Here is a 23,560-nt window from a genome sequence, read left to right as displayed (position 1 = left end):
AGGAAGCTAGACCCCTTTGAACAACTCGCCAATACCTATGACCGAAGTGCGGCGAACTTTGTCCTGGGTGTGGATAAACGGAAAGGTGGCCGGTACCGTCTCACCGGTTCACCCCCGTAATTTCCGTACCGCCGTGGGGAGTTCGGCATGGACAGACGCAGCTTCGACCGGCGCAGCTTCAACAGACGTGTACTGCTGGGTGGTGCCACCGTCGCGACATCGTTGTCGCTGGCATCGGTACCCGAGGCCGTGGGTGCCGACACCCCGCCGAGGACCGCCCCGGCCGGCGGCGAGGTGAGACACCTCAAGCTGTACGCCGAGAAGCTCGCCGACGGACAGATGGGCTACGGCCTGGAGAAGGGCAAGGCGACCATCCCCGGCCCGCTCATCGAACTCAACGAGGGCGACACCCTGCACGTCGAGTTCGAGAACACGATGGACGTGCCGGTGAGCCTGCATGTCCACGGCCTCGACTACGAGATCACCAGCGACGGCACGAAACTCAACAAGAGCGATGTCGAGCCCGGCGGCACCCGCACCTACACCTGGCGCACCCACGCCCCCGGCCGCCGAAAGGACGGCACCTGGCGGGCGGGCAGCGCGGGCTACTGGCACTACCACGACCACGTGGTCGGCACGGAACACGGCACGGGTGGCATCCGCAAAGGGCTCTACGGCCCGGTCATCGTCCGCCGCAAGGGCGACATCCTGCCGGACGCGACCCACACCATCGTCTTCAACGACATGCTCATCAACAACAAACCCGCCCACAGCGGGCCCAACTTCGAGGCCACGGTGGGCGATCGCGTCGAGTTCGTGATGATCACGCACGGCGAGTACTACCACACCTTCCATATGCACGGTCACCGCTGGGCGGACAACCGCACGGGCATGCTGACCGGCCCCGACGACCCCAGCCAGGTCATCGACAACAAGATCGTCGGCCCGGCCGACTCCTTCGGCTTCCAGGTGATCGCGGGGGAGGGGGTCGGGGCGGGCGCGTGGATGTATCACTGCCATGTGCAGAGCCACTCCGACATGGGGATGGTGGGGCTGTTCCTGGTGAAGAAGACGGACGGCACGATTCCCGGTTACGAGCCGCATGAGCATGGTGCGGAGGCGGCTTCCGGGTCTGCGCACGAGCACTGACGGATCATGGAGGGGTGACCCTTGTTCTGACGCGCGGTGATCTGGAAGCGGTGCTGGCACCCGGGACCTGTCTGGAGGCGCTGCGCGACGGCTTCCTCTGGGCGCGGGACACCACGGTCGCCGGACAACGGGTGCGCACCGACCTGCCGTTCCCCGGCACCGCCACCGCACTGATCCCCGGCGTCCTGCCCGGCATCGAGGCGTACACGGTGAAGGTCAACGCCAAGTTCCCCGGCGCCCGGCCCGCACTGCGCGGGGTGATCTGTCTGCACAGCGGGCGCGACGGGGAGTTGCTGGCCCTGCTGGACTCGGCCACGGTGACGGCGTGGCGTACGGGACTGGCGGCGGCGTTGGGCACGCATGCGCTGGCCGGCCCCGGGGACGTCCTCGGGGTGGTCGGCGCGGGAGCCCAGGCCGAGCTGACGCTGCGCGGGCTCGCGGAGCTACGTCCCTGGCGCGCCCTTGTCGTCCATGACACGGACGCCGCACGCGCCGAGGACTTCGCCGCACGGCACGCCGGCCGGACAGCGGCCTCGGCCCAGGAGGTCGCGGCGGCCGCCGACACGGTACTGCTGGCCACCTGGGCCCGGGAGCCGCTGCTACACCTGCCGGACACCCGGGACGGCCAGCACTTCACCAGCCTCGGCGCCGACGAGCCCGGCAAGCAGGAGCTCTCCGCAGACCTCCTGCGCGCCGCGCTCCTCGTCGTGGACGACCGCGAACTCGCCGCGAGCACGGGCGCTTTGGCTTCAGCTGCCCTGCCATCGGCCGCCGCCGACGCCGAACTGGCGGACATCCTGCGGGGCGACCACCCGGGGCGGGTGAGCGCCGAGAGTCGTACCGTCTACGCGCCGATAGGGCTGCCGTGGCAGGACCTGGCGCTGGCGTGGGTGGCGTATCGGGCGGCGGAGGGGGAGGGGGTGGGGCGGCGGGTGGATCTGCTGGGGTGAGGCGGGGTCGCCCGCAGCGGGGAGCGTTCGGCGTTGCGCGAGAGCGCTCTCACGTGCCGTGCATCGCGGGGCTATCCTGATCCGCAACCGTCGATGAGGAGCCGCCCAGTGGCCGAAACCGCCCCACGCCCCACCCTGGAGGCCGTCGCCGCGCGGGCCGGGGTCTCTCGGGCCACCGTGTCGCGAGTGGTCAATGGTGGGGACGGGGTCAGGGAGCCGCTCGTGGAGCGAGTCCGCAAGGCGGTGGAGGAACTCGGGTATGTGCCTAATCAGGCCGCGCGCAGCCTGGTGACCCGGCGGCACGACGCCATCGCCGTCGTCGTCGCCGAACCGGAGACGCGGGTCTTCGCCGATCCGTTCTTCGCGCTGCAACTCCGGGGCATCAGCAAGGAGTTGACGGCCCATGACAATCAGCTCGTGCTGCTGCTCACGGAGGGCCGGGACGATCACGCGCGCGTCGGGCGCTATCTCGCCGGTGGGCATGTCGACGGGGCGCTCGTCTTCTCGCTGCACCTCGACGACCCGTTGCCCGAACTGATCCAGCGCGCCGGAGTGCCCACCGTGTTCGGCGGACGCCCCGGCTGGAGCGGCGACCGGCGCGGTGTGGTCTACGTCGACGTGGACAACCGGGGCGGCGCCCGTGACGCCGTACGGCATTTCGTCGGCCTCGGCCGCAGCCGCATCGCGCACATCACCGGCGCCCTCGACCAGACCTCGGCGGTGGACCGGCTGGACGGGTACCGCGACGTCATGGTCGACGGCGATCCACAGCTGATCGTCGAGAGCGACTTCACGCCGGCCGGTGGGGAGCGGGCGATGCGCGAGCTGCTGGCGCGCTGCCCGGACCTGGACGCGGTGTTCGCCGCCAACGACCTCACTGCCGCCGGGGCGATGCGGGTGCTGCGGGAGGCCGGGCGGAGGGTGCCGGAAGATGTCGCCGTCGTCGGGTTCGACGACATGCTGCCGGTGGCGGAGCAGACCGAGCCATCGCTCACGACGATCCGTCAGGACATCGAGGAGATGGGCCGGTTGATGGCCCGGCTGTTGCTGCGGGCGCTGGAACGGAACGCCGCCGACCAGGGCATCACGGCCGCGCCGTCCAGTGTGGTGCTGCCGACCACGCTGGTACGGCGGGCCTCCGCGTAGAGCCACCCCCCGGCTTCCCCCTCAGCTCTGTGCCGGTGCGCTCTTGATCACCGCGAAGCGGGCGCCGTACGGGTCGGTGAGCTTGGCGATACGGCCGACGTCCGGCAGATCAGTGGCCGGCATCCGGACCGTGCCGCCCAGTTCCCGTGCCTTGGCGACCGTCGCGTCCGTGTCGCCGACCTCGAAGTACGGCAGCCAGTAGGCGGCGCCCTCCGCCTCCGCCGGGTCGTCCGCCTTGTCGACGACGCCGCCGAACATGGCGTCCTCGCCCTGCCCGCCGGGGCTGAACGTCGTGTAGGTGCCGCCGTAGAAGTCGAGGGCGAAGGTCTCCATGCCCAGCGTCGCGTTGTAGAACCCCGCCGCGGCCGGCACGTCCGTGGTGTACAGCTCCAGCCAGCACAGTGAGCCCGGCTCCTGGACGAGGTCGAGGCCCTTGTTGGTCCCGGGCTGCCACAGGCCGAAGGACACGCCCGCCTTGTCGGTGAGGATGGCCATGCGGCCCATGTCCATCACGTCCATCGGCTGCACCACCGCCGCGCCGTGTGCCTGCTCCGCCGCCTTCGCTGTGGCGTCGGCGTCCGGTGTCTGGAAATACACCGTCCAGGACGGCGGACCCTGCTCCTCGGTCGTCTGCATACCGCCGGCCACCGTCTTCCCGTCGAGCTGGAAGAGGCCGTAGCCGCCGGTCTCGGGTCCGCCCGGCTGGAACCGCCAGCCGAACAGACCGCCGTAGAAGGAACCGGCGCCCTCGATGTCGGGGGTGCCGAGGTCGATCCAGTTCGGCGCGCCGGTGACGTATCGGGTGGTGAGCATCATCGCCCTCCTAGAAAGGGTCCCGCTGCCTGCTCTGCCGAGTCTTGCACCGCCCACTGACAATCGCTGCCGGAACCCCGCCGTCTGCCCGGACCGTCTTCCGGTCACTGCCGGTGACGGTCAAGCTTCTCGTTGTTTTCCTCCGACTCCGCGCGCCGCCGTGCGCCACGCCCTGTGGAGGGGGAGCATCGAGTCGGCCGGAGGCCCTGCGACGCGGCGTTGATCCCGCGTTGATCGAACGTTTTTCGCCGCCCGGCACGATCCTGTCCATGCACATCGACATGATCACAACGATCACCTCGCCCGACCTGGCCTGGCAGGAGGAGGCGTTGTGCGCACAGACCGGGGCGGACTTCTTCTTCCCCGAACCAGGAAGTTCCGTCCGGGAGGCGAAGCGGATCTGCGGCATGTGCCCGATCCGCTCCGCCTGTCTCGAGTACGCCCTCGACAACGACGAACGCTTCGGCGTGTGGGGCGGCCTGTCGGAGAAGGAACGCCTGGAGCTCAGGCGTACGTCGCGCTGAGCCCCCGCGTCGACCTGGTGCATGACGGGGGAAAGCGACGGCCGACCCGCTGTGCGGCGGGCCGGCCGTCGGTGAGCGTGGGAGGCGGTGGTCAGCCGGCCGCGCGGGCCGCCATGCGGGCCTTGCGGGCCGCGAGCTTCTCGTCGAACTTCAGGGCCTCCGCGTCCAGTCCGCCCATGAACAGCCCCAGCTCCTCCTGGGCCTTCTGGCCCTCCGGGCCGAGGCCGTCGATCTCCATGATCTTCAGGAAGCGCAGGACGGGCTGCAGCACGTCGTCGTGGTGGATGCGCATGTTGTAGACCTCGCCGATGGCCATCTGGGCGGCGGCGCGCTCGAAGCCGGGGATGCCGTGGCCGGGCATGCGGAAGTTGACGACCACGTCGCGCACGGCCTGCATCGTCAGGTCCGGAGCGAGCTCGAAGGCGGCCTTCAGCAGGTTGCGGTAGAAGACCATGTGGAGGTTCTCGTCGGTCGCGATGCGCGCCAGCATGCGGTCGCAGACCGGGTCGCCCGACTGGTGGCCCGTGTTGCGGTGCGAGATACGGGTCGCGAGCTCCTGGAAGGCGACGTAGGCGACAGAGTGCAGCATCGAGTGGCGGTTGTCCGACTCGAAGCCCTCGCTCATGTGGGACATGCGGAACTGCTCCAGCTTGTCCGGGTCCACCGCGCGCGAGGTCAGCAGGTAGTCGCGCATCACGATGCCGTGCCGGCCCTCCTCGGCGGTCCAGCGGTGCACCCAGGTGCCCCAGGCGCCGTCACGGCCGAAGAGCGAGGCGATCTCGTGGTGGTAGCTGGGCAGGTTGTCCTCGGTGAGGAGGTTCACCACGAGGGCGATCCGGCCGATCTCGGTGACCTTGGAGTGCTCCTTGTCCCAGGCCTCGCCGTCCTCGAAGAAACCGGGGAAGTTACGGCCGTCCGTCCACGGCACGTACTCGTGCGGCATCCAGTCCTTCGCCACCGCGAGATGCCGGTTCAGTTCCTGCTCGACCACTTCCTCCAACGCGTACAGCAGCCGGGCGTCGGTCCAGACTGCAGGGCTGCCGAGGTGAGGAGAAGTGATCGTCACGGGAACTCCAGGGGGACGCGCAACACGGGGAAAGGTGACCGGCGAGCGGTTGCCGGAACCTACGGGATCGTAGGCTACGAATCCGTAGGTTACGAAGCCGTAGGTTAAGGGCGTTGTAAAGACCGCTGATCAGCAGCCGTTCCGGCGAAAGTTCACGGGTGTGCGTAAAGCCCCAGGACTCGCAGGTCCCGGGGCTGAAAGGGCTATCGCATCAGTCGGTCAGGCGTACAGGTCCCGCATCCGGACCGAGAGGCATGTCACACATCCCTCCAGCTTCTCGAACTCGCTGATGTCGACCAGCACGGGCTCGTGGCCCAGGTCGGCGAGCAGCTCCGCCGTCTTCGGGGCGCTCGCGGCCATGAGCAACTTGTCGCCGCCGAGCAGCACCACATGCGCCCCGGACTCCTCCGGCACCGGCAGGAAGCGCGGGAACAGCGACGGGGCGTCCAGCTGCGGGATACGGCCCAGGATCGTTCCGTCGGGCAGCGCCGTGATCGCCGACTTCAGATGCAGCACCTTGCTCACCGGGACGGCGACGACCCGCGCCCCGAGCGGCTCGAAGGCGGCCCGCAGCTGCTGGACGCCGGCCGCGTTGGTCCGCCCGCCCCGGCCGACGTAGATCGTGTCGCCGACCTTCAGGACGTCGCCGCCGTCCAGCGTGCCCGGCTCCCAGATCCAGTTCACCGAGCAGCCGAGCGAGGCCACGGCCTCCTCGACGCCCTCGGTCTCGTCGCGCCGGGACTCGGCGCCGGACCGGGCGATCAGCGCGACGTTCCGGTACATGACGACCGTGTCCTCGACGAACACCGAGTCGGGGCAGTCGTCGGCCGGGTCCACCTCGATGGTCTCCCAGTCGTGCGTGCGCAGGGCCTCCGCGTACGCCTCCCACTGCTCGCCCGCGAGATCGGCGTCGACCTTCTCCCGTTCGATGTGCGTGACCAGCCCTTCGGCGAGGCGCGGGCTGGGGCGGCGGATGAGGGCCTTCTTGCTGGGCACGACGGGATCTCCGGATCGGTGGCAGGAATCGGCGCCCATGATGCGGGGGCGCCGACCCCTGCATCATGCAGGTGTTACCCGCCCGTACAAAACCCCCGTGGTCAGGCTGTGGCGCTCCTGAGATGCTCCGCGGTGAAGGAGGCGCGGGTTTCGAGGAGCCGCCGTGGCGTTCCCTCGAAGATCACTTTGCCGCCGTCCCGACCCCCGTCCGGCCCCAGGTCGATGATCCAGTCGGCGTGCGCCACCACGTCCAGGTTGTGCTCGACCACCACCACCGTGTTGCCGGCGTCGACCAGCCGGTCCAGCAGCCCGAGCAGTCCCTCGACGTCCGACATGTGCAGGCCGGTCGTCGGCTCGTCCAGGACGTAGACCGCGCCGGTGCGGTGCAGCCGCGTCGCCAGCTTGATGCGCTGCCGCTCACCGCCGGACAGCGTGGACAGCGGCTGCCCGAGCGTGAGGTACGTCAGCCCCACGTCCCGCAGGGCGCGCAGCCGTCGCCGTACGCCCGCGTCCTGGAAGCTCTGCAGCGCCTGATCGGCCGTCATCTCCAGTACGTCCGCGATGGAGTTGCCATCCACGGTCAGCCGCAGCACCTCGTCCTTGAAGCGCCGCCCCTCGCAGTTGTGGCAGGTGGTGGTCACCGGGTCCATGAAGGCGAGGTCGGTGTAGATGATCCCGCGTCCCTCGCAAGTGCCGCACGCGCCGGAGGAGTTGAAGCTGAAGAGCCCCGGTTCGGCGCCCGTCCCGCGCGCGAAGATCTTCCGTACCGTGTCCATGATGCCCAGATACGTCGCCGGAGTCGACCGTGCGGAGATCCCGATGGACGACTGGTCCACGACCACGGCGTCGGCGTGCGCGGCGGTGAACTCCCTGACCAGCGTGCTCTTTCCGGACCCAGCGACCCCGGTCACCACGGTGAGGACCCCGCTCGGGAACTCCACCGTCACATCCCGCAGATTGTGCCGGTCGGCCCCCTTCACCCAGAGCCCACCGCTCGCCGTCCGTACGCCCGCCTTGATCGCTGTACGACGCCCCAGACACCGCCCCGTGACCGTGTCCGCCCCGGCCAGCTCGCCCGGCGTCCCCTCGAACACCACCCGCCCGCCTCCCGCACCGGCCCTTGGCCCCATGTCCACGACATGATCGGCGAGCGCGATGACGTCCGGGTCGTGCTCGACCACCAGCACCGTGTTGCCCTTGTCGCGCAGCCGCAGCAGCAGATCGCCGAGGCGGCCGACGTCGCGCGGATGCAGGCCGACGCTGGGCTCGTCGAAGATGTACGTCATCCCGGTGAGGCTGGAGCCCAGATGCCGGACCGTCTTCAGGCGCTGCCCCTCGCCGCCCGACAGGGTGGATGTCTCGCGGTCGAGGCTGAGGTAGCCGAGGCCGATGGCGTCGATGCGTTCCAGGGCGGTGACGGCGGCCCCGGAGATCGGCCCGGCGACCGGGTCTGCGATGTCCTGCAGCGCGGTGATCAGGTCGGTGACCTGCATGTGCGTGCAGTCGGCGATGGTCAGGCCGTTGACGCGGGTCGCGAGCGCCGCGGCGTTGAGACGGGCGCCGGCGCACGCCGGGCAGGTGCCCTCCACCAGGAACTCGCTCACCAGGTCACGGGTCTTCTGGCTCATCGCCGACAGGTCCCGCTTCAGATACAGCCGCTCGAAACGGGTGGCGAGGCCCTCGTAGTCGGTGGTCCAGGTGCCGCCCGTGCCGTTGACAGTGACCTTGCTGCCGGGGCGGCCGCGCATCAGGAACTCCAGCTCGGCAGCGGTGAATTCGGCGACGGTCTTGTGCGGATCGAGCTCGTCCGTGTTCGTGTACGCCTGCCCCTGCCAGGTCCCGGCGGCGAAGGGAGGGAAGCGGACCGCGCCGTCGGCGAGCGAGCGGTCCGGGTCGAGGATGCGGTCGTAGTCCGGCCGTATCGCCCGGCCAAGCCCGTCGCACTCCGGGCACATGCCGGACGGGTCGTTGAAGGAGTACGCGGTCGCCGGACCGGCGCTCGGGGTGCCGTGCCGGGAGAACAGCACGCGTAGCACCGAGTAGATGTCGGTCATGGTGCCGACCGTGGACCGGGAGTGGCCGCCGATCGGCCGCTGGTCGACCACGATCGCGGGGGAGAGGTCCTCCAGGGCCTCCGCGTGCGGGCGCTCGTACTTGGGCAGCCGGTTGCGGACGAACCAGGTGAAGGTCTCGTTCAGCTGGCGCTGCGACTCCACCGCGATCGTGTCGAAGACGACGGACGACTTCCCCGATCCCGAAACGCCGGTGAACACGGTCAGCCGGCCTTTCGGGATGCGGAGGGTGACGTCCTTGAGGTTGTTCTCGCTCGCTCCGGTGATGGTGATGAACTGAGGTGTGGACGTGGGCACGAGATCGGGCATGCCCCCGAAGCTAGGCGGGATACCCGACAGCTTCTGGCGTGATTTCCTTCAGTTCTCCCTCCTCCAGCATCAGCCAGCGCGTGATGCCGATCGATTCCAGGAACGGCAGGTCGTGGCTGGCCACGATCAGCGCCCCCTCGTACGACTCCAGGGCCGTGGTGAGCTGCCGGACGCTTGCCATGTCCAGGTTGTTCGTCGGCTCGTCCAGCATCAGCAGCTGGGGAGCCGGCTCGGCCAGCATCAGCGCGGCCAGCGCCGCGCGGAAGCGTTCGCCGCCCGAGAGCGTCGCCGCCTGCTGGTCGGCGCGGGCACCCCGGAACAGGAAGCGGGCGAGGCGCGCCCGGATCCGGTTGTTGGTGGCGCCCGGCGCGAACCGGGCCACGTTCTCCGCGACCGTCAGCTCACCGTCGAGGACGTCGAGGCGCTGCGGCAGGAAACGCAGCGGCACATGGGCCGTCGCCTCGCCCGCCACCGGCTCCAGCTCACCGGCGATCGTCCGCAGCAGCGTCGTCTTGCCCGAGCCGTTGCGCCCGATCAGCGCGATCCGCTCCGGACCGTGCAGATCGAGCCCGCCGGAGACGCGTGCGCCGTACAGCAGCTCCAGATCGCGGAGTGTCAGCACGCTCCGACCCGGCGGTACGGCCGTGTACGGCAGGTCGACGCGGATCTCGTCGTCGTCCCGCACGGCGTCCACCGCCTCGTCGAGCCGGTCCTTGGCATCGGCGAGCCTCTCCTCGTGCATGATCCGGTGCTTGCCCGCGGACTCCTGCGCCGCGCGCTTGCGCGCACCCATGACGATCTTCGGCTCGCGCTTCTGGTCCCACATCTTCTGGCCGTACCGCTTGCGGCGGGCCAACTTGACCTGGGCGTCGACCAGTTCGCGCTTCTGCTTCTTCAGGTCGGCCTCGGCGACCCGCACCATGCGCTCGGCCGCCTCCTGCTCGGTGGCGAGCGCCTCCTCGTACGCCGAGTAGTTGCCGCCGTACCAGGTGATCTCCCCGGAGCGCAGATCGGCGATCTGGTCGACCAGGTCGAGGAGTTCACGGTCGTGGCTGACCACCACCATCACGCCCTGCCAGGACTCGACGGCCGAGTACAGCCGCCTGCGTGCGTACAGGTCGAGGTTGTTGGTGGGCTCGTCGAGGAGCAGGACGTCCGGGCGGCGCAGCAGCAGCGCGGCCAGCCGCAGCAGCACCGACTCGCCGCCGGACACCTCGCCGATCGTGCGGTCCAACTCGACGTGGCCGAGCCCGAGTTCGCCGAGGGTGGCGATCGCGCGCTCCTCCACGTCCCAGTCGTCACCGACGGTCTCGAAGTGCTCCTCGGCCACGTCGCCCGCCTCGATGGCGTGCAGCGCGGCCCGCTTGCCGGCGATGCCGAGGGCCTCGTCGACCTTCAACGCGGTGTCGAGGGTGACGTTCTGCGGGAGATAGCCGACCTCGCCCGCGACGCGCACGCCGCCGTCGACCGGGGTCAGCTCACCCGCGATGAGCTTCAACAGGGTTGACTTTCCCGACCCGTTGACGCCGACGAGCCCGGTCCTGCCGGGGCCGAAGGCGACGTCCAGGCCCTCGAAGACGGCGCTGCCGTCGGGCCAGGTGAAGGACAGGGAAGTGCAGGAAATGGAAGTAGGCATCAGGGCGCCTCCGCGGTTGCTCGCAGTGATCAAGGGGGCAAACGCGTATCGAGACACCGGCGACCAACAGGCGGTGAGAAGCCCTGGGCATGAGAAAAGCCCTGTTCCGTGGAGACGGTTGGACGGCTCGAACGCCGAGGTCGCACGCGGCGTGCACACACTTCAGGTGTGACGCGGTGTCTCAGACCTCAGACGAGCAACGTCCTTCTCCAATCGGCGGCAACAGGACCTTGTACACCGTAGGAGGGGGCTCCGCCGGTGTCAACGGAATTAGGCGGGGCGCCTCAGTAGGCGTCCCGCATCAGCTCCGCCAGGTCGTGGTCCAGGTCGAGCTGGAGGTGCTCCAGACCGAGGGGCACCAGCTCGCTGGTGGCCTGGAGGAAGCGGCGGACCTCGCCGCTGCGGATGTGGATCACGGCGGTGCCCTCGGGGGCGTGGAACTCCAGCACGGTCCGGTCGAAGCCGTACGGCCGCACCCGGACGTCGCCATGGCCCTCCGGCGCCTCCAGGCCGCCGAGCAGCAGCTCACGGCTGAAGGTCCAGCAGACCTCGACGCCCTCCAGGGTGGCCGGGGCCGGGAAGGTCATGCGGACCGCGAACGGGTCGCGCCGGTCGTAGTGAAGGGTGGCGGGAATGCTCGGCATCCGCGGCGCGGCGGCGACGAGACGGGCCTCAACGGGCTGCTCGATGACGGTGGACAACGCCTTGCTCCCTTGTGACGGCTGGACGAACTTCCGGGTGGACGAGACCGGGCACTGGTAGAGACGACGGAATCGGCCAATCCGTGCACACGAATAGCGAGTGACCTCTGTCACCGCCTTCATGCACGGGTGTGAGGTGTTCGTCCTGCCGTGACCGGATGGTCACCTGTGATGGGGCGGCCATCTGGACGCCATCGGGGCGGTGGACTAGCTTCGCCCGCCATGAGGCGTTCGGGGAGCATGCGACGGGCGGGGCGTACGTTTCGGACGGTGGCCGCGGGGGTGGCGTGCGGGGCGGCGCTGGCCGCGCTGACGGCCGTACCCGCGCAGGCACAGCAGTCGGAGCGCCGGGTTCCGCACTGGGCGGTCAAGGACAGCGGGGCGCCCGAGGCGCGGTTCCGGGGGCTGGCCGCCGTCAGCCGGCACACCGCGTGGCTCGCCGGGACCAAGGGCACCGTGCTGCGCACCACCGACGGCGGCGCGAGCTGGCGGAACGTCTCGCCGCCCGGCGCCGCCGGGCTGGAGTTCAGGGACGTCGAGGCCTTCGACGCGCGGCGCGCCGTGGTGCTGGCCATCGGGGAGGGCGAGGCGTCCCGCGTGTACCGCACGGACGACGGCGGCACGACCTGGACCGAGTCCTTCCGCAACACCGACGCGCGGGCCTTCTACGACTGCATGACCTTCTTCGACCACCGCCACGGACTGGCGATGAGCGACCCGGTCGACGGCAGGTTCCGCATCCTGTCGACCGGCGACGGCGGCCGCTCCTGGAAGGTGCTGCCCGGTGACGGGATGCCCGCCGCGCAGACCGGCGAGGCCGGGTTCGCCGCGAGCGGGCAGTGCCTGGTGAGTTCCGGGCCGAAGGACGTCTGGCTGGCCACCGGCGGGGCGGCACGCGCGCGTGTGCTGCACTCGGCCGACCGGGGCCTGACCTGGACGGCCGCCGAGTCACCGATCCCGGCGGGCGACCCGGCCCGCGGCGTCTTCGCCCTCGCCTTCCGCGACCGTACCCATGGCCTCGCGGTCGGCGGCGACTACCGCCCCGACCAGGCCTCCCCGCGCGCGGCGGCACGCACCGCCGACGCCGGACGCGGCTGGACGCCCGCCGCCACGCCCCCGCCCGCCTACCGCTCCGGCGTCGCCTGGCTCCCGTACAGCCGCACCGCCGCCCTCGCGGTCGGCCCCACCGGCACCGACCTGACGACCGACGGCGGCCGCACCTGGCGGACCGTCGACACCGGCTCGTACGACACCGTGGACTGCACCCCCGACCTGGGCTGCTGGGCCGCGGGGGAGAAGGGGCGGGTCGCACGGCTGGAGAGCTGAGCCGGAATCGGGGTACTCGGGTGCCGACTGCGAGAGGAGTGACCCGACATGCCACGCGGTTCCAGCCCGAAGCGGGAACGCCAGTACGAGCACATCAAGAAGAGCGCCCAGGAGCGGGGCGAGAGCACCGGGCGCGCGGAGGAGATCGCCGCCCGGACGGTCAACAAGGAACGCGCGCGGTCCGGTGAGTCCAGGACCGCCAGCCGCACTTCCACCGAGGACATGTCCTCCGGCAGGCGGGGCGGACAGCGGTCCGGGAAGGGCTCGCAGGGGCCGACCTACGACCAGCTCTACGAGGAGGCCAGGCGGCGCAACGTCCATGGCCGTTCGGACATGAACAAGAGCGAGCTCAAGCGGGCGCTGGGCGGCAAGTGAGCCTCACCCCGGCGTCTCGCGGTACCGCTCCAGCGCCGGCGCGGTCTTCGTCGCGACGAACTCCGTGACGCGGTAGGCGCACACCCCGGCGCCGACGAACGGATCGGTCGTGGTGAGCTCCTCGATCCACGCACGGTCCGGTGCGACGGCGAGGATCACCCCGCCGTCGCGCGGGTTCCTCGGCCCGGACGTGAGGAAGATCCCCTTCTCGTACTGCTCGTCGAGCCACGCCACATGAGCCTCCAGCGCGGCGTCGACATCCTCGATGGGGGCGGTGTAGGTCAGCTCCAGCACGAACATGATCGCGAGCTTATCGCCGGACCCGTACGCTCATGCCCACCATGACGACCGTAAGCATCCCGGCGGGCTGGCCCGCGACCGAGGAAGAAGCCCGCGCGGTCCAGGACGAACTCCGGGCGGGAGTGGTGCTCGACGAGCCGGGGCCACCACCCGGATCCGGCCATGTGACCGGTGTCGACGTGGCCTACGACGACGAGCGGGACGTGGTCGCGGCAGCCGCGGTGGTGCTCGACGCCGCGACCGTGGAGGTCGTCGCCGAGGCCACGGCGGTCGGCCGGATCTCCTTCCCGTACGTCCCCGGCCTGCTCGCCTTCCGCGAGATCCCCACCGTCCTGGCCGCCCTCGACGCCCTGCCCCGACCGCCCGGCCTGGTGGTCTGCGACGGCTACGGCCGCGCCCACCCGCGCCGCTTCGGCCTCGCCGCCCACCTCGGCGTCCTCACCGGCCTGCCCACGATCGGCGTCGCGAAGAACCCGTTCACCTTCACCTACGACGCCCCCGCCGCCGCACGCGGCTCGGCCACGCCGCTCATGGCGTCCGACGAGGAGGTCGGCCGCGCCCTGCGCACCCGGGACTCCGTCAAGCCCGTCTTCGTGTCGGTCGGCCACCGGGTGAGCCTGGACAACGCCTGCGCCCACACACTGGCGCTGACCCCCGAGTACCGGCTGCCGGAGACGACACGGCGTGCCGATTCCCTGTGCCGGCAGGCACTGAAGCGGGCGACCGCGCCGCCGCCGGAACTCGCCGCCCGAGCGGCCGCCGACCCCACGCGCAGCTGGGGGCGGTCCCTGTTCGAGCGGCAGCCCGACCCGGTGACCTGGGCGGGGCGTGTGCTCGCCGCGGCGGCGGAGGGCACCGAGCGGGCGCCCGAGATCCAGGCCGCCCTGGCACTGGCGGCCGACCGCGACCGATGGAGCCAGGGCCGCGAGGTGTTCGGGCAGGTCCGTGGGCAGGCGCCCGCGGACCTGGAACGGCTCGGCGAGGCGCGCCGCGCGCTCGTCCGCCTCGCCGAGCTGGTCGCCAAGCTCGCCCACAACGCGGCCGGCGCCGCGCCGTACTTCGACCACCACACGGGGTGGATGATCGGGCCCCTCGCCGTCCTCGTCGCCAACGCCTCCGACGACCCGGCCGCACGGGACCGGATCGCCGCCGCCCTGGGGGAGTGGCCACCGGCCGGATCCGACGGCACGTCCTGAACGGGCGGACTGAGTACATGAGCTGAGTACCCGTACGGATGTGGCGGCCTCCCCGTGATCGGCAGGCTGGGCCGCATGACGACGCACCGCTCCCCGAAGCCCCTCGCCGACCCCGACCGCCCCGTCGAGCGCGCCGTGACGGTCGCGCTGGTCCTCGCCACCCTGGCGGGGATCGGATGGATCGTCGGGATGCTCTACACCATCGCGGAGTGGCCGCTGTAGGGCGGTTGCAGGATCGGTTCAGCGGGTGGCGGCCACCCGGAAGGTGATGCCCGCCGCGCGCAGGCGCTCGATCAGGGCGTCGCCCATCGCGACCGCCGTGGTGACCTGCCCCGCGGTCGGCGGAAGGTCGTCGAACGCCAGGGACAGGGCCGACTCGGCGAACATCTTCGCCGTCTCGTCGTAGCCCGGGTCGCCCCCGGCCACCTCGGTGAAGACCCGTCGGCCGCCGCCCTCCCCGACGAAGCGCACCGAGAACCAGCTCTTGGCGCGCTTCTCCGGGCTCGGGCCCTCGCCCGGCTTCAGCCGGCCGGACATCCACCGCCGGGCCGGCGGCAGTTGGGCGGCCGTGAAGAGCGCGCCCATCGCCGCGACCCCGCCGACCGCGACCGGCAGATGCCGTACGGCGGCGAAGTGGCGGTAGCGGAAGTCGGGACCGTAGCGATCGAGGGCCCGCGCGGAGCGCTTGACGATCTGCGGGTCGATGGTCGGCAGCGGCACCGCCCAGGAGCCGACCTCCTTGGCGAACCGGGGCACACCCGTCGGCGCCAGCGCCCGGCGCCCCATCAGCCGCGGTTCGTGCCGGGCCCGGTCGCGGGCGGCGGCCAGCATCTGGCGCCCGCGCGCGAACTGGTTGAGCGCCGACGCGAACGTACCGCCCGAGAACATGGCGTCGGCGGTCACGAACCCGTCCACCGTCAGTGGCACCTCCTGCGGCAGCTGCTGGACGGTGAAGTACGCGCCCAGGTCGTGCGGGACCGAGTCGAAGCCACAGGCGTGCACCAGCCGGGCACCCGTCTCACGCGCGCGTGCGTCGTGCCGGACGTACGTCAGGTCCACGAACTCGGGCTCACCGGAGAGATCGAGATAGTCGGCGCCGGTGTCCGCGCAGGCGGCGACCAGATCCTCGCCGTAGGTCACATAGGGGCCCACCGTGGTGGCCACCACGCGCGCGTGCTCGGCGAGCCGGCGCATCGAGGCCGGATCGGCGACGTCCGCCTCCAGCACCCCGACCCCGTCACCACCGGGCAGCGACTCGCGCAGCCGCTCCAGTTTCTCGGCGCTGCGCCCGGCGATCGCCCAGCGCAGACCCTCGGGCGCGTGCGCGGCGAGGTACTCCGCGGTGAGTACCCCGACGAAGCCCGTCGCCCCGAAGAGCACGATGTCGTACGGACGGTCCGCCCTGCTCAGCCTGCTCATGACACCCCTCGGTCCCGCACCACGCGCCGTTGTCGGTGGCCGAGGCTAGCGTGAGGGGTGCGGAGCCCGACGACGAGCCCGGAGGTAAGCGGTGGCCGTGCCCAGGACTGCCCTGAAGAAGTGGGAAAAAGTACGTGAGTTCGCCCTCGGGATGCCCGGCGCCGTGGAGGAGTTCCCCTGGGGCGAGACGGTCGCGAAGGTCAACAAGAAGGTGTTCGTCTTCCTCGGTGTGGACGACGGCAGCTATCCGCTGGGCGTCACCGTGAAGCTCAAGGACGAGTCGGCCCATGCCCATGCCCTGACCTGCCCGGGCGCCGAGCCCGCCGGTTACGGCCTCGGCAAGGCGGGCTGGGTCAGCATCCCGCTGCAACAGCAGGGCGCCCCGGCGGCGGAGCTGCTGTGCGACTGGGTGGAGGAGAGCTACCGCACGATCGCGCCGAAGCGGCTGATAGCGGAGCTGGACGCACGCTGATCAAGCTTGGCCGGGTTCGCGGGCGGGCTTCCGGCAGGTAACTTCCTAAGCGCTTGCTCTTGTGTCCGTCGGGACACTTTCTTAGCATCATCGGTGTTACAGCAGTAGTGTCACACCCCTGGGGGCAGGATGGCGACGACGCCAGGACAGGGCCCGCTCACCGGCGTGCGCGTGGTCGAGCTGGCCGGGATCGGACCCGGCCCGTTCGCCGCCATGCTCCTCGCCGACCTGGGCGCCGACGTCGTCCGCGTCGACCGGCCGGGCGGCACCGGGCTCGGCATCAACACCGAGTACGACATCACCAACCGCAACAAGCGCTCGGTGATCATCGACCTCAAGGCCCCCGACGGCCCCGCGCGCGTCCTCGACCTCGCCGCCCGCGCCGACATCCTCATCGAGGGCAACCGCCCCGGCGTCGCCGAGCGCCTCGGCGTCGGCCCCGAGGCCTGCCACGCCCGCAACCCAGCGCTGGTCTACGGCCGTATGACCGGCTGGGGCCAGGACGGACCCCTCGCCGACCGCGCCGGCCACGACATCGCGTACATCGCGCTCACCGGCACCCTCGGCATGATCGGCAGCCCCGACGAACCACCGGCCGTCCCCGCCAACCTGGTCGGCGACTACGCGGGCGGCTCGCTCTACCTGGTCGTCGGCATCCTCGCGGCCCTCCACCACGCACGCGCGACCGGCACCGGCCAGGTCGTGGACGCCGCGATCGTCGACGGCACGGCGCACCTCTCCGCGATGATCCACGGCATGCTCGCCGCCGGCGGCTGGCAGGACCGGCGTGGCGCCAACCTCCTGGACGGCGGTTGCCCGTACTACGGCACCTACGAGACGGCCGACGGCAAGTACATGGCGGTCGGCGCCCTGGAGCCGCAGTTCTACGACGAGTTCCTGAGCCTCCTCGGCATCGAGGGCTTCGCCTCCGCGCGCAAGGACTTCTCCCGCTGGGGCGACCTGCGCGAGGCCGTGGCGGCCCGCTTCAAGTCCCGTACCAGGGACGAGTGGACGGCCGTATTCGAAGGCACCGACGCCTGCGTGGCCCCCGTGCTGTCCCTGCGCGAGGCCCCGCACCATCCCCACCTCGCCGCCCGCGGCACCTTCACCGGCCACGGCGGCATCACCCAGCCCGCCCCGGCACCCCGCTTCTCCGCGACCCCCACGGCCGTCCGCACCGGCCCCGCGCAGCCCGGCGCGGACACCGCCGACGTCGCCCGCGACTGGGACGTACCCGACCTCATGAAGCACCAGGAACCCCTGAAGGGCCTCGAATGAAGCGGCAGATCTTCGCCCCGGAGCACGACGCGTTCCGCGCGACCGTGCGCAGCTTCCTGGACCGGGAGGTGCTGCCGCACTACGAGCAGTGGGAGAAGGACGGCATCGTCTCCCGCGACGCCTGGCGCGCGGCAGGCAAGCAGGGCCTGCTCGGCCTCGCCGTGCCCGAGGAGTACGGGGGCGGCGGCACCGACGACTTCCGCTACAGCGCGGTCCTCGCCGAGGAGTTCACACGCGCGGGCGCCCCGGGACTCGCCCTCGGCCTGCACAACGACATCATCGGCCCGTATCTGACCTCGCTGGCCACCGACGAGCAGAAGCGCCGCTGGCTGCCCGGCTTCTGCGACGGCTCGCTGATCACCGCCATCGCCATGACCGAGCCCGGCGCGGGCTCCGACCTCCAGGGCATCCGCACCCACGCCGAGGACCGCGGCGACCACTGGGTGCTCAACGGCTCCAAGACCTTCATCTCCAACGGGATCCTCGCCGACCTGGTGATCGTCGTCGCGAGGACGACCCCCGAGGGCGGTGCGCACGGGCTGTCGCTGCTCGTCGTCGAGCGCGGCATGGACGGCTTCGAGCGCGGCCGCAACCTCGACAAGATCGGCCAGAAGTCGCAGGACACGGCCGAGTTGTTCTTCAACGACGTACGGGTCCCGAAGGAGAACCTCCTCGGCGAGCTGAACGGGGCGTTCATCCACCTCATGACGAACCTCGCGCAGGAACGGCTGAGCATCGCCGTCTCCGCGATCGCCGCCGCCGAACACCTGCTGGAGATCACCACCGCCTACGTCAAGGAGCGCGAGGCGTTCGGACGGGCGCTGGCGACCAAACAGCACATCCGGTTCGAGATAGCCGAGATGGCCACCGAGTGCGCCGTCACCCGCACCTTCCTCGACCGCTGCATCGTGGACCACTCCGAGGGCGAACTCGACGCCGTGCACGCCTCCATGGCCAAGTGGTGGGCGACCGAGCTGCAGAAGCGGGTCGCCGACCGGTGTCTGCAACTGCACGGCGGCTACGGCTACATGAGCGAGTACCCCGTCGCCCGGGCCTTCACGGACGGCCGTATCCAGACCATCTACGGCGGGACGACCGAGATCATGAAGGAGATCATCGGCCGTTCCCTGCTCGGCTAACCCTCATTGAAAGGCTTTCCAGTGAGCACCGAAGCGTACGTGTACGACGCGATCCGCACCCCGCGCGGGCGCGGCAAGGCGAACGGCGCCCTGCACGGCACCAAGCCCATCGACCTGGTCGTCGGACTCATCCACGAACTCCGCGACCGCTTCCCGGACCTCGACCCGGCGGCCATCGACGACATCGTGCTCGGTGTCGTCGGACCGGTCGGCGACCAGGGTTCCGACATCGCGCGGATCGCCGCCATCGCCGCCGGACTGCCGGACACGGTGGCCGGAGTACAGGAGAACCGCTTCTGTGCGTCGGGCCTGGAGGCCGTCAACATGGCGGCCGCCAAGGTCCGTTCGGGCTTCGAGGACCTCGTCCTCGCGGGCGGCGTGGAGTCCATGTCCCGGGTGCCGATGGCCTCGGACGGCGGCGCCTGGTTCAACGACCCGATGACCAACCTCTCCGTCAACTTCGTGCCGCAGGGCATCGGCGCCGACCTCATCGCCACCATCGAGGGCTTCTCCCGCCGCGACGTCGACGAGTACGCGGCGCTGTCCCAGGAGCGGGCGGCGACGGCCTGGAAGGAAGGGCGCTTCGACCGGTCCGTCGTCCCCGTCAAGGACCGCAGCGGCCTGACCGTCCTCGACCACGACGAGCACATGCGCCCCGGCACCACCGCCGACTCCCTCGCCAAGCTGAAGGCGTCCTTCGCGGACATCGGCGACCTGGGCGGCTTCGACGCGGTGGCGCTGCAGAAGTACCACTGGGTCGAGAAGATCGACCACGTCCACCACGCGGGCAACTCCTCCGGCATCGTCGACGGCGCCTCGCTGGTCGCCATCGGCTCGCGCGAGGTCGGCGAGCGCTACGGCCTCACACCGCGCGCCCGCATCGTCGCCGCCGCAGTCTCCGGCTCCGAACCCACCATCATGCTCACCGGCCCCGCGCCCGCGACCCGCAAGGCGCTCGCCAAGGCCGGTCTGACCATCGACGACATCGACCTGGTCGAGATCAACGAGGCCTTCGCGGCGGTCGTCCTGCGCTTCGTACGGGACATGGGCCTGTCCCTGGACAAGGTCAACGTCAACGGTGGCGCCATCGCCCTCGGCCACCCGCTGGGCGCGACCGGCGCGATGATCCTCGGCTCGCTCGTCGACGAACTGGAGCGCCAGGACAAGCGGTACGGCCTCGCCACGCTCTGCGTCGGCGGCGGCATGGGCATCGCCACCATCGTCGAGCGCATCTGACCCCCTCCCGACGGATACGACGGATCACACGGAGCACTTCCTCATGAGCACTGAATCCACCACCATCCGCTGGGAGCAGGACCGCGAGGGCGTTGTCACCCTCGTCCTGGACGACCCCAACCAGTCCGCGAACACCATGAACCAGGCGTTCCGCGACTCCCTGGCGGTGATCGTCGACCGCCTGGAGGCGGAGAAGGACACCATTCGAGGTGTCATCATCACCTCCGCCAAGAAGACCTTCTTCGCGGGCGGCGACCTGCGCGACCTGATCCGGGTCACCCCCGAGACCGCCCAGGACCTGTTCGACGGCGGCATGGCCATCAAGCGCAACCTGCGCCGTATCGAGACCCTGGGCAAGCCGGTCGTCGCCGCGCTGAACGGCGCGGCCCTCGGCGGCGGTTACGAGATCGCCCTCGCCTGCCACCACCGCATCGCGTTGGACGCGCCGGGCTCGAAGATCGGCTGCCCCGAGGTGACGCTCGGCCTGCTGCCGGGCGGAGGCGGCGTCGTCCGCACGGTGCGTCTTCTCGGCATCGCCGACGCGCTGCTGAAGGTGTTGCTCCAGGGCACGCAATACAACCCGCAGCGCGCCCTCGAAAACGGCCTGGTCGACGACGTGGCCGCCACCCAGGACGAACTGCTGGCCAAGGCCCGCGCGTTCATCGAGACCCACCCCGAGTCGCAGCAGCCCTGGGACAAGCCGGGCTACCGCATCCCCGGCGGTACGCCCGCCAACCCCAAGTTCGCGGCGAACCTGCCCGCCTTCCCGGCCAACCTGCGCAAGCAGACGAACGGCGCGCCCTACCCCGCCCCGCGCAACATCCTCGCGGCGGCGGTCGAGGGCTCCCAGGTCGACTTCGAGACGGCCCAGGTGATCGAGGCGCGCTACTTCGTGGAGCTGGCGGCGGGCCAGACGTCGAAGAACATGATCCAGGCGTTCTTCTTCGACCTCCAGGCGGTCAACTCCGGCGCGAACCGCCCGAAGGGCATCGAGCAGCGCAAGGTCCGCAAGGTCGCCGTCCTCGGCGCCGGGATGATGGGCGCCGGCATCGCCTACTCCTGCGCCCGCGCGGGCATCGAGGTCGTACTGAAGGACGTGTCTGCGGAGGCGGCGGCGAAGGGCAAGGCGTACTCGGAGCGGCTCTGCGCCAAGGCGGTGTCCCGGGGCCGTACGACTCAGGAGAAGGCCGACGCGCTCCTCGCCCGCATCACGCCGACCGGCGACCCCGCCGATGTCGCGGGCTGCGACGCCGTCATCGAGGCCGTCTTCGAGAACCCCGAGCTCAAGCACAAGGTCTTCCAGGAGATCGAGGGGATCGTCGCGCCGGACGCCCTGCTGTGCTCCAACACGTCGACGCTGCCGATCACGGTGCTCGCCGAAGGCGTGGAGCGCCAGGCCGACTTCATCGGGCTGCACTTCTTCTCCCCGGTCGACAAGATGCCGCTGGTCGAGATCATCAAGGGCGAGCAGACGGGGGAGGAGGCGCTGGCCCGGGCCTTCGACCTGGTCCGCCAGATCAACAAGACGCCGATCGTCGTGAACGACTCGCGCGGCTTCTTCACGTCTCGTGTCATCGGGCACTTCATCAACGAGGGCGTCGCGATGGTCGGCGAGGGCATCGAGCCCGCGTCGGTCGAACAGGCGGCGGCGCAGGCGGGGTACCCCGCGAAGGTGCTGTCCCTGATGGATGAGCTGACGCTCACGCTGCCACGCAAGATCCGGAACGAGTCCAAGCGGGCGGTGGAGGAAGCGGGCGGCACGTGGGTCTCCCATCCCGCCGAGGCCGTCATCGACCGCATGGTCGAGGAATTCGACCGGCCGGGGCGTAGTGGTGGGGCGGGGTTCTACGACTACGACGAGTCCGGCAAGCGGGGTGGGTTGTGGCCGGGGCTGCGTGAGCACTTCGCTCGTGAGGGCGGCGCGGAGATTCCCTTCCGGGACATGCAGGAACGGATGTTGTTCTCCGAGGCGCTGGACACGGTGCGGCTGTTGGAGGAGGGCGTCCTTACGTCTGTCGCGGACGCGAATATCGGGTCCATCTTCGGGATTGGGTTCCCGGGGTGGACGGGGGGTGTGCTCCAGTACATCAACGGTTATGAGGGCGGTGTCGACGGGTTCGTGGCGCGGGCGCGGGAATTGGCGGCGGCGTATGGGGAGCGGTTTGCTCCGCCTGCGTTGCTGGTGGAGAAGGCGGGGGTGGGGGAGGGGTTTTCGGATGTGTGACGGGGGGTGGGGGCGGGGGTGATCGGGTTTCTCGCCCCCGCCGCGCCTACCCATTCCCGTCCCCGGGGGCTGCCGCCCCCGGGCCCCCGCTTCGGCCCTGAAGGGGCCTCGTCCTCAAACGCCGGACGGGCTGAAAAAGCCTCACCCGCCGACCGTCGCGGAAATTCAGCCCAGCGGGTCGAGGCCGGCCTGGACGAGATGCTGTTCGGCAGGTCGGCCGACCCGGTCGAGACGCTGACCCGGCTCGGCACGGACCTGACGGCTGGCGCCCCGCCGCCGCTGTGGCTGCACACCCTGCGCCCCACCCTCGGGGTGCCCGGAATCGCCCTGCGCCAGGACGGCACCACCATCGCCACGGCGGGCACCGTGGACGACGGCCACACCACGCTCACCGCGTTGCGGGCCGGCGGCGAGAAGGTGGGTGATCTCGTGGTGTGCCTCCCGCCCGGGCATCTGCGGCTGCCCCGGGCCGCGGCGGCGGTGGTCGAGCTGGTGGCGGCACCGCTCGCCCAGGCACTGCACGCCGCACGGCTGACCGAGCAACTGCGCCTCTCCCGCAGCCGGGTGGTGACCGTACTGGAGGAGGAGCGCCGCCGGATGCGCCGCGACCTGCACGACGGGCTCGGCCCGACGCTGACCGGCATCGCCTACAACGCGGACGCGGCCGTCAACCTCATCGCCCCCGACCCGCACCGCGCCGTGGAGACACTGCACGGGCTGCGCGCCGACGTCGGTGACGCGATCGGCGAGATCCGCCGCATCGTGTACGGCCTGCGCCCCAGCGCCCTCGACGAGCTCGGCCTCGTCGACGCGGTCCGCCAGCGCGTCGCCCATCTGCGCTGCGCCGACGGCCGGCCGCTGGACGTCACGATCACCGCCCCGGACCGGCTGCCCCCGCTCCCCGCGGCCGTCGAGGTCGCCGCCCACCGTGTGGCCGTGGAGTCGGTGACCAACATCGCCCGGCATTCCGACTGTGCCACCGCCGCGCTCACGCTGGAGCTGGTGAACGCCGACTCCCTGTGCGTGACCGTCGCGCACACCGGCCGCTGCGCCGAACCATGGACGCCCGGCGTGGGCATCCGGTCCATGCACGAACCCGTCGAGCAGATCGGCGGCACGCTCGCGATCGACGCGACCCTCGAAGGCGCCACCGTCACCGCCGACCTGCCCCTCACCACCCCGGAGAACGGCACACCGCACCCGGACAACGGTCCGTTGACCGTGAACCCATGA

Annotated in this window: 21 protein-coding genes and 1 pseudogene; 14 read left to right on the top strand and 8 right to left on the bottom strand. The window is 70.8% G+C overall.

The features are described 5' to 3' along the window. The first annotated feature begins 147 nt into the window (after positions 1 to 147). The 3 genes from IE325_RS00675 to IE325_RS00665 all read left to right on the top strand — a co-directional run bounded on the left by IE325_RS00675 (position 148) and on the right by IE325_RS00665 (position 3,245). Positions 148 to 1,149 carry a multicopper oxidase domain-containing protein gene (locus IE325_RS00675; RefSeq protein ID WP_190067633.1) on the top strand — a complete coding sequence of 334 codons (1,002 nt, stop codon included), beginning with the start codon at positions 148 to 150 and terminating at the stop codon, positions 1,147 to 1,149. 14 nt (positions 1,150 to 1,163) lie between these two features. Continuing rightward, a complete protein-coding gene (locus tag IE325_RS00670; protein WP_190067632.1) occupies positions 1,164 to 2,099 on the top strand; it encodes an ornithine cyclodeaminase family protein in 936 nt (311 codons plus the stop codon). A 108-nt stretch (positions 2,100 to 2,207) separates the two neighbouring features. Further along, positions 2,208 to 3,245 (top strand): LacI family DNA-binding transcriptional regulator, encoded by a 1,038-nt coding sequence (locus tag IE325_RS00665; protein WP_190067631.1) that lies wholly within the window; start codon positions 2,208 to 2,210, stop codon positions 3,243 to 3,245. Between the two features lie 21 nt (positions 3,246 to 3,266). Here IE325_RS00665 and IE325_RS00660 read toward each other — a convergent pair whose 3' ends face one another. Continuing rightward, on the bottom strand, positions 3,267 to 4,058 hold the full coding sequence (locus tag IE325_RS00660) for a VOC family protein (RefSeq protein ID WP_190067630.1): 792 nt from the start codon (positions 4,056 to 4,058) through the stop codon (positions 3,267 to 3,269). A gap of 230 nt (positions 4,059 to 4,288) precedes the next feature. Here IE325_RS00660 and IE325_RS00655 point away from each other — a divergent pair, with 230 nt between their 5' ends. Beyond that, a complete protein-coding gene (locus tag IE325_RS00655) occupies positions 4,289 to 4,582 on the top strand; it encodes a WhiB family transcriptional regulator (RefSeq protein ID WP_373315062.1) in 294 nt (97 codons plus the stop codon). Between the two features lie 91 nt (positions 4,583 to 4,673). Here the strand turns inward: IE325_RS00655 and IE325_RS00650 are convergent, their stop codons facing one another. The 5 genes from IE325_RS00650 to ssgD all read right to left on the bottom strand — a co-directional run bounded on the left by IE325_RS00650 (position 4,674) and on the right by ssgD (position 11,362). After that, positions 4,674 to 5,648, bottom strand: a complete 975-nt coding sequence (locus IE325_RS00650) for an acyl-ACP desaturase (RefSeq protein WP_190067628.1) — start codon at positions 5,646 to 5,648, stop codon at positions 4,674 to 4,676. Positions 5,649 to 5,867: 219 nt separating this feature from the next. Continuing rightward, entirely contained in the window at positions 5,868 to 6,644 is a 777-nt protein-coding gene (gene ddaH / locus IE325_RS00645) for a dimethylargininase (protein WP_190067627.1), read from the bottom strand. Positions 6,645 to 6,745: 101 nt separating this feature from the next. Next, a complete protein-coding gene (locus IE325_RS00640) occupies positions 6,746 to 9,025 on the bottom strand; it encodes an ATP-binding cassette domain-containing protein (protein ID WP_190067626.1) in 2,280 nt (759 codons plus the stop codon). A 10-nt stretch (positions 9,026 to 9,035) separates the two neighbouring features. Then, positions 9,036 to 10,661 (bottom strand): ABC-F family ATP-binding cassette domain-containing protein, encoded by a 1,626-nt coding sequence (locus IE325_RS00635; protein WP_190067625.1) that lies wholly within the window; start codon positions 10,659 to 10,661, stop codon positions 9,036 to 9,038. 284 nt (positions 10,662 to 10,945) lie between these two features. Further along, the gene (gene ssgD, locus IE325_RS00630) at positions 10,946 to 11,362 is read right to left on the bottom strand and encodes a spore wall synthesis regulator SsgD (RefSeq protein ID WP_190067624.1); all 417 of its coding nucleotides are present in this window, start codon (positions 11,360 to 11,362) and stop codon (positions 10,946 to 10,948) included. Between the two features lie 240 nt (positions 11,363 to 11,602). On the opposite strand from ssgD, the gene IE325_RS00625 reads away from it, so the two are divergent. Together IE325_RS00625 and IE325_RS00620 are read left to right on the top strand one after the other, a co-directional pair. Further along, on the top strand, positions 11,603 to 12,688 hold the full coding sequence (locus IE325_RS00625; protein WP_190068466.1) for a WD40/YVTN/BNR-like repeat-containing protein: 1,086 nt from the start codon (positions 11,603 to 11,605) through the stop codon (positions 12,686 to 12,688). A gap of 48 nt (positions 12,689 to 12,736) precedes the next feature. Further along, entirely contained in the window at positions 12,737 to 13,063 is a 327-nt protein-coding gene (locus IE325_RS00620) for a plasmid stabilization protein (protein WP_190067623.1), read from the top strand. A 3-nt stretch (positions 13,064 to 13,066) separates the two neighbouring features. Here the strand turns inward: IE325_RS00620 and IE325_RS00615 are convergent, their stop codons facing one another. Further along, entirely contained in the window at positions 13,067 to 13,363 is a 297-nt protein-coding gene (locus tag IE325_RS00615) for a YciI family protein (protein WP_190067622.1), read from the bottom strand. Between the two features lie 41 nt (positions 13,364 to 13,404). On the opposite strand from IE325_RS00615, the pseudogene IE325_RS00610 reads away from it, so the two are divergent. Together IE325_RS00610 and mmpA are read left to right on the top strand one after the other, a co-directional pair. Further along, positions 13,405 to 14,088: pseudogene (locus IE325_RS00610) on the top strand (endonuclease V); the annotation flags it as partial. A 546-nt stretch (positions 14,089 to 14,634) separates the two neighbouring features. After that, positions 14,635 to 14,781 carry a morphogenic membrane protein MmpA gene (mmpA, locus tag IE325_RS00605; RefSeq protein WP_190067621.1) on the top strand — a complete coding sequence of 49 codons (147 nt, stop codon included), beginning with the start codon at positions 14,635 to 14,637 and terminating at the stop codon, positions 14,779 to 14,781. A gap of 18 nt (positions 14,782 to 14,799) precedes the next feature. Here the strand turns inward: mmpA and IE325_RS00600 are convergent, their stop codons facing one another. Then, the gene (locus IE325_RS00600; RefSeq protein WP_190067620.1) at positions 14,800 to 15,978 is read right to left on the bottom strand and encodes a saccharopine dehydrogenase family protein; all 1,179 of its coding nucleotides are present in this window, start codon (positions 15,976 to 15,978) and stop codon (positions 14,800 to 14,802) included. A 91-nt stretch (positions 15,979 to 16,069) separates the two neighbouring features. Here IE325_RS00600 and IE325_RS00595 point away from each other — a divergent pair, with 91 nt between their 5' ends. The 6 genes from IE325_RS00595 (at position 16,070) to IE325_RS00570 (ending at position 23,560) form a co-directional block, all read left to right on the top strand. Next, a complete protein-coding gene (locus IE325_RS00595; RefSeq protein ID WP_190067619.1) occupies positions 16,070 to 16,450 on the top strand; it encodes an MmcQ/YjbR family DNA-binding protein in 381 nt (126 codons plus the stop codon). 129 nt (positions 16,451 to 16,579) lie between these two features. Next, positions 16,580 to 17,728, top strand: a complete 1,149-nt coding sequence (locus IE325_RS00590) for a CaiB/BaiF CoA transferase family protein (protein ID WP_190067618.1) — start codon at positions 16,580 to 16,582, stop codon at positions 17,726 to 17,728. After that, positions 17,725 to 18,867, top strand: coding sequence for an acyl-CoA dehydrogenase family protein (locus IE325_RS00585; protein WP_190067617.1), 1,143 nt, complete (start codon positions 17,725 to 17,727; stop codon positions 18,865 to 18,867). The genes IE325_RS00590 and IE325_RS00585 overlap by 4 nt, the downstream gene beginning before the upstream one ends. Positions 18,868 to 18,888: 21 nt before the next feature. Next, a complete protein-coding gene (locus tag IE325_RS00580) occupies positions 18,889 to 20,103 on the top strand; it encodes an acetyl-CoA C-acetyltransferase (protein ID WP_190067616.1) in 1,215 nt (404 codons plus the stop codon). A 43-nt stretch (positions 20,104 to 20,146) separates the two neighbouring features. Beyond that, entirely contained in the window at positions 20,147 to 22,327 is a 2,181-nt protein-coding gene (locus tag IE325_RS00575; RefSeq protein WP_190067615.1) for a 3-hydroxyacyl-CoA dehydrogenase NAD-binding domain-containing protein, read from the top strand. 198 nt (positions 22,328 to 22,525) lie between these two features. Then, complete coding sequence (locus IE325_RS00570; RefSeq protein ID WP_190067614.1) at positions 22,526 to 23,560, top strand: sensor histidine kinase; 1,035 nt, start codon at positions 22,526 to 22,528, stop codon at positions 23,558 to 23,560.

The organism is Streptomyces lanatus, assembly GCF_014655715.1.
In the GTDB taxonomy this organism is placed as follows: domain Bacteria; phylum Actinomycetota; class Actinomycetes; order Streptomycetales; family Streptomycetaceae; genus Streptomyces; species Streptomyces lanatus.
This window is presented reverse-complemented; position numbering and strand designations above follow the sequence as displayed.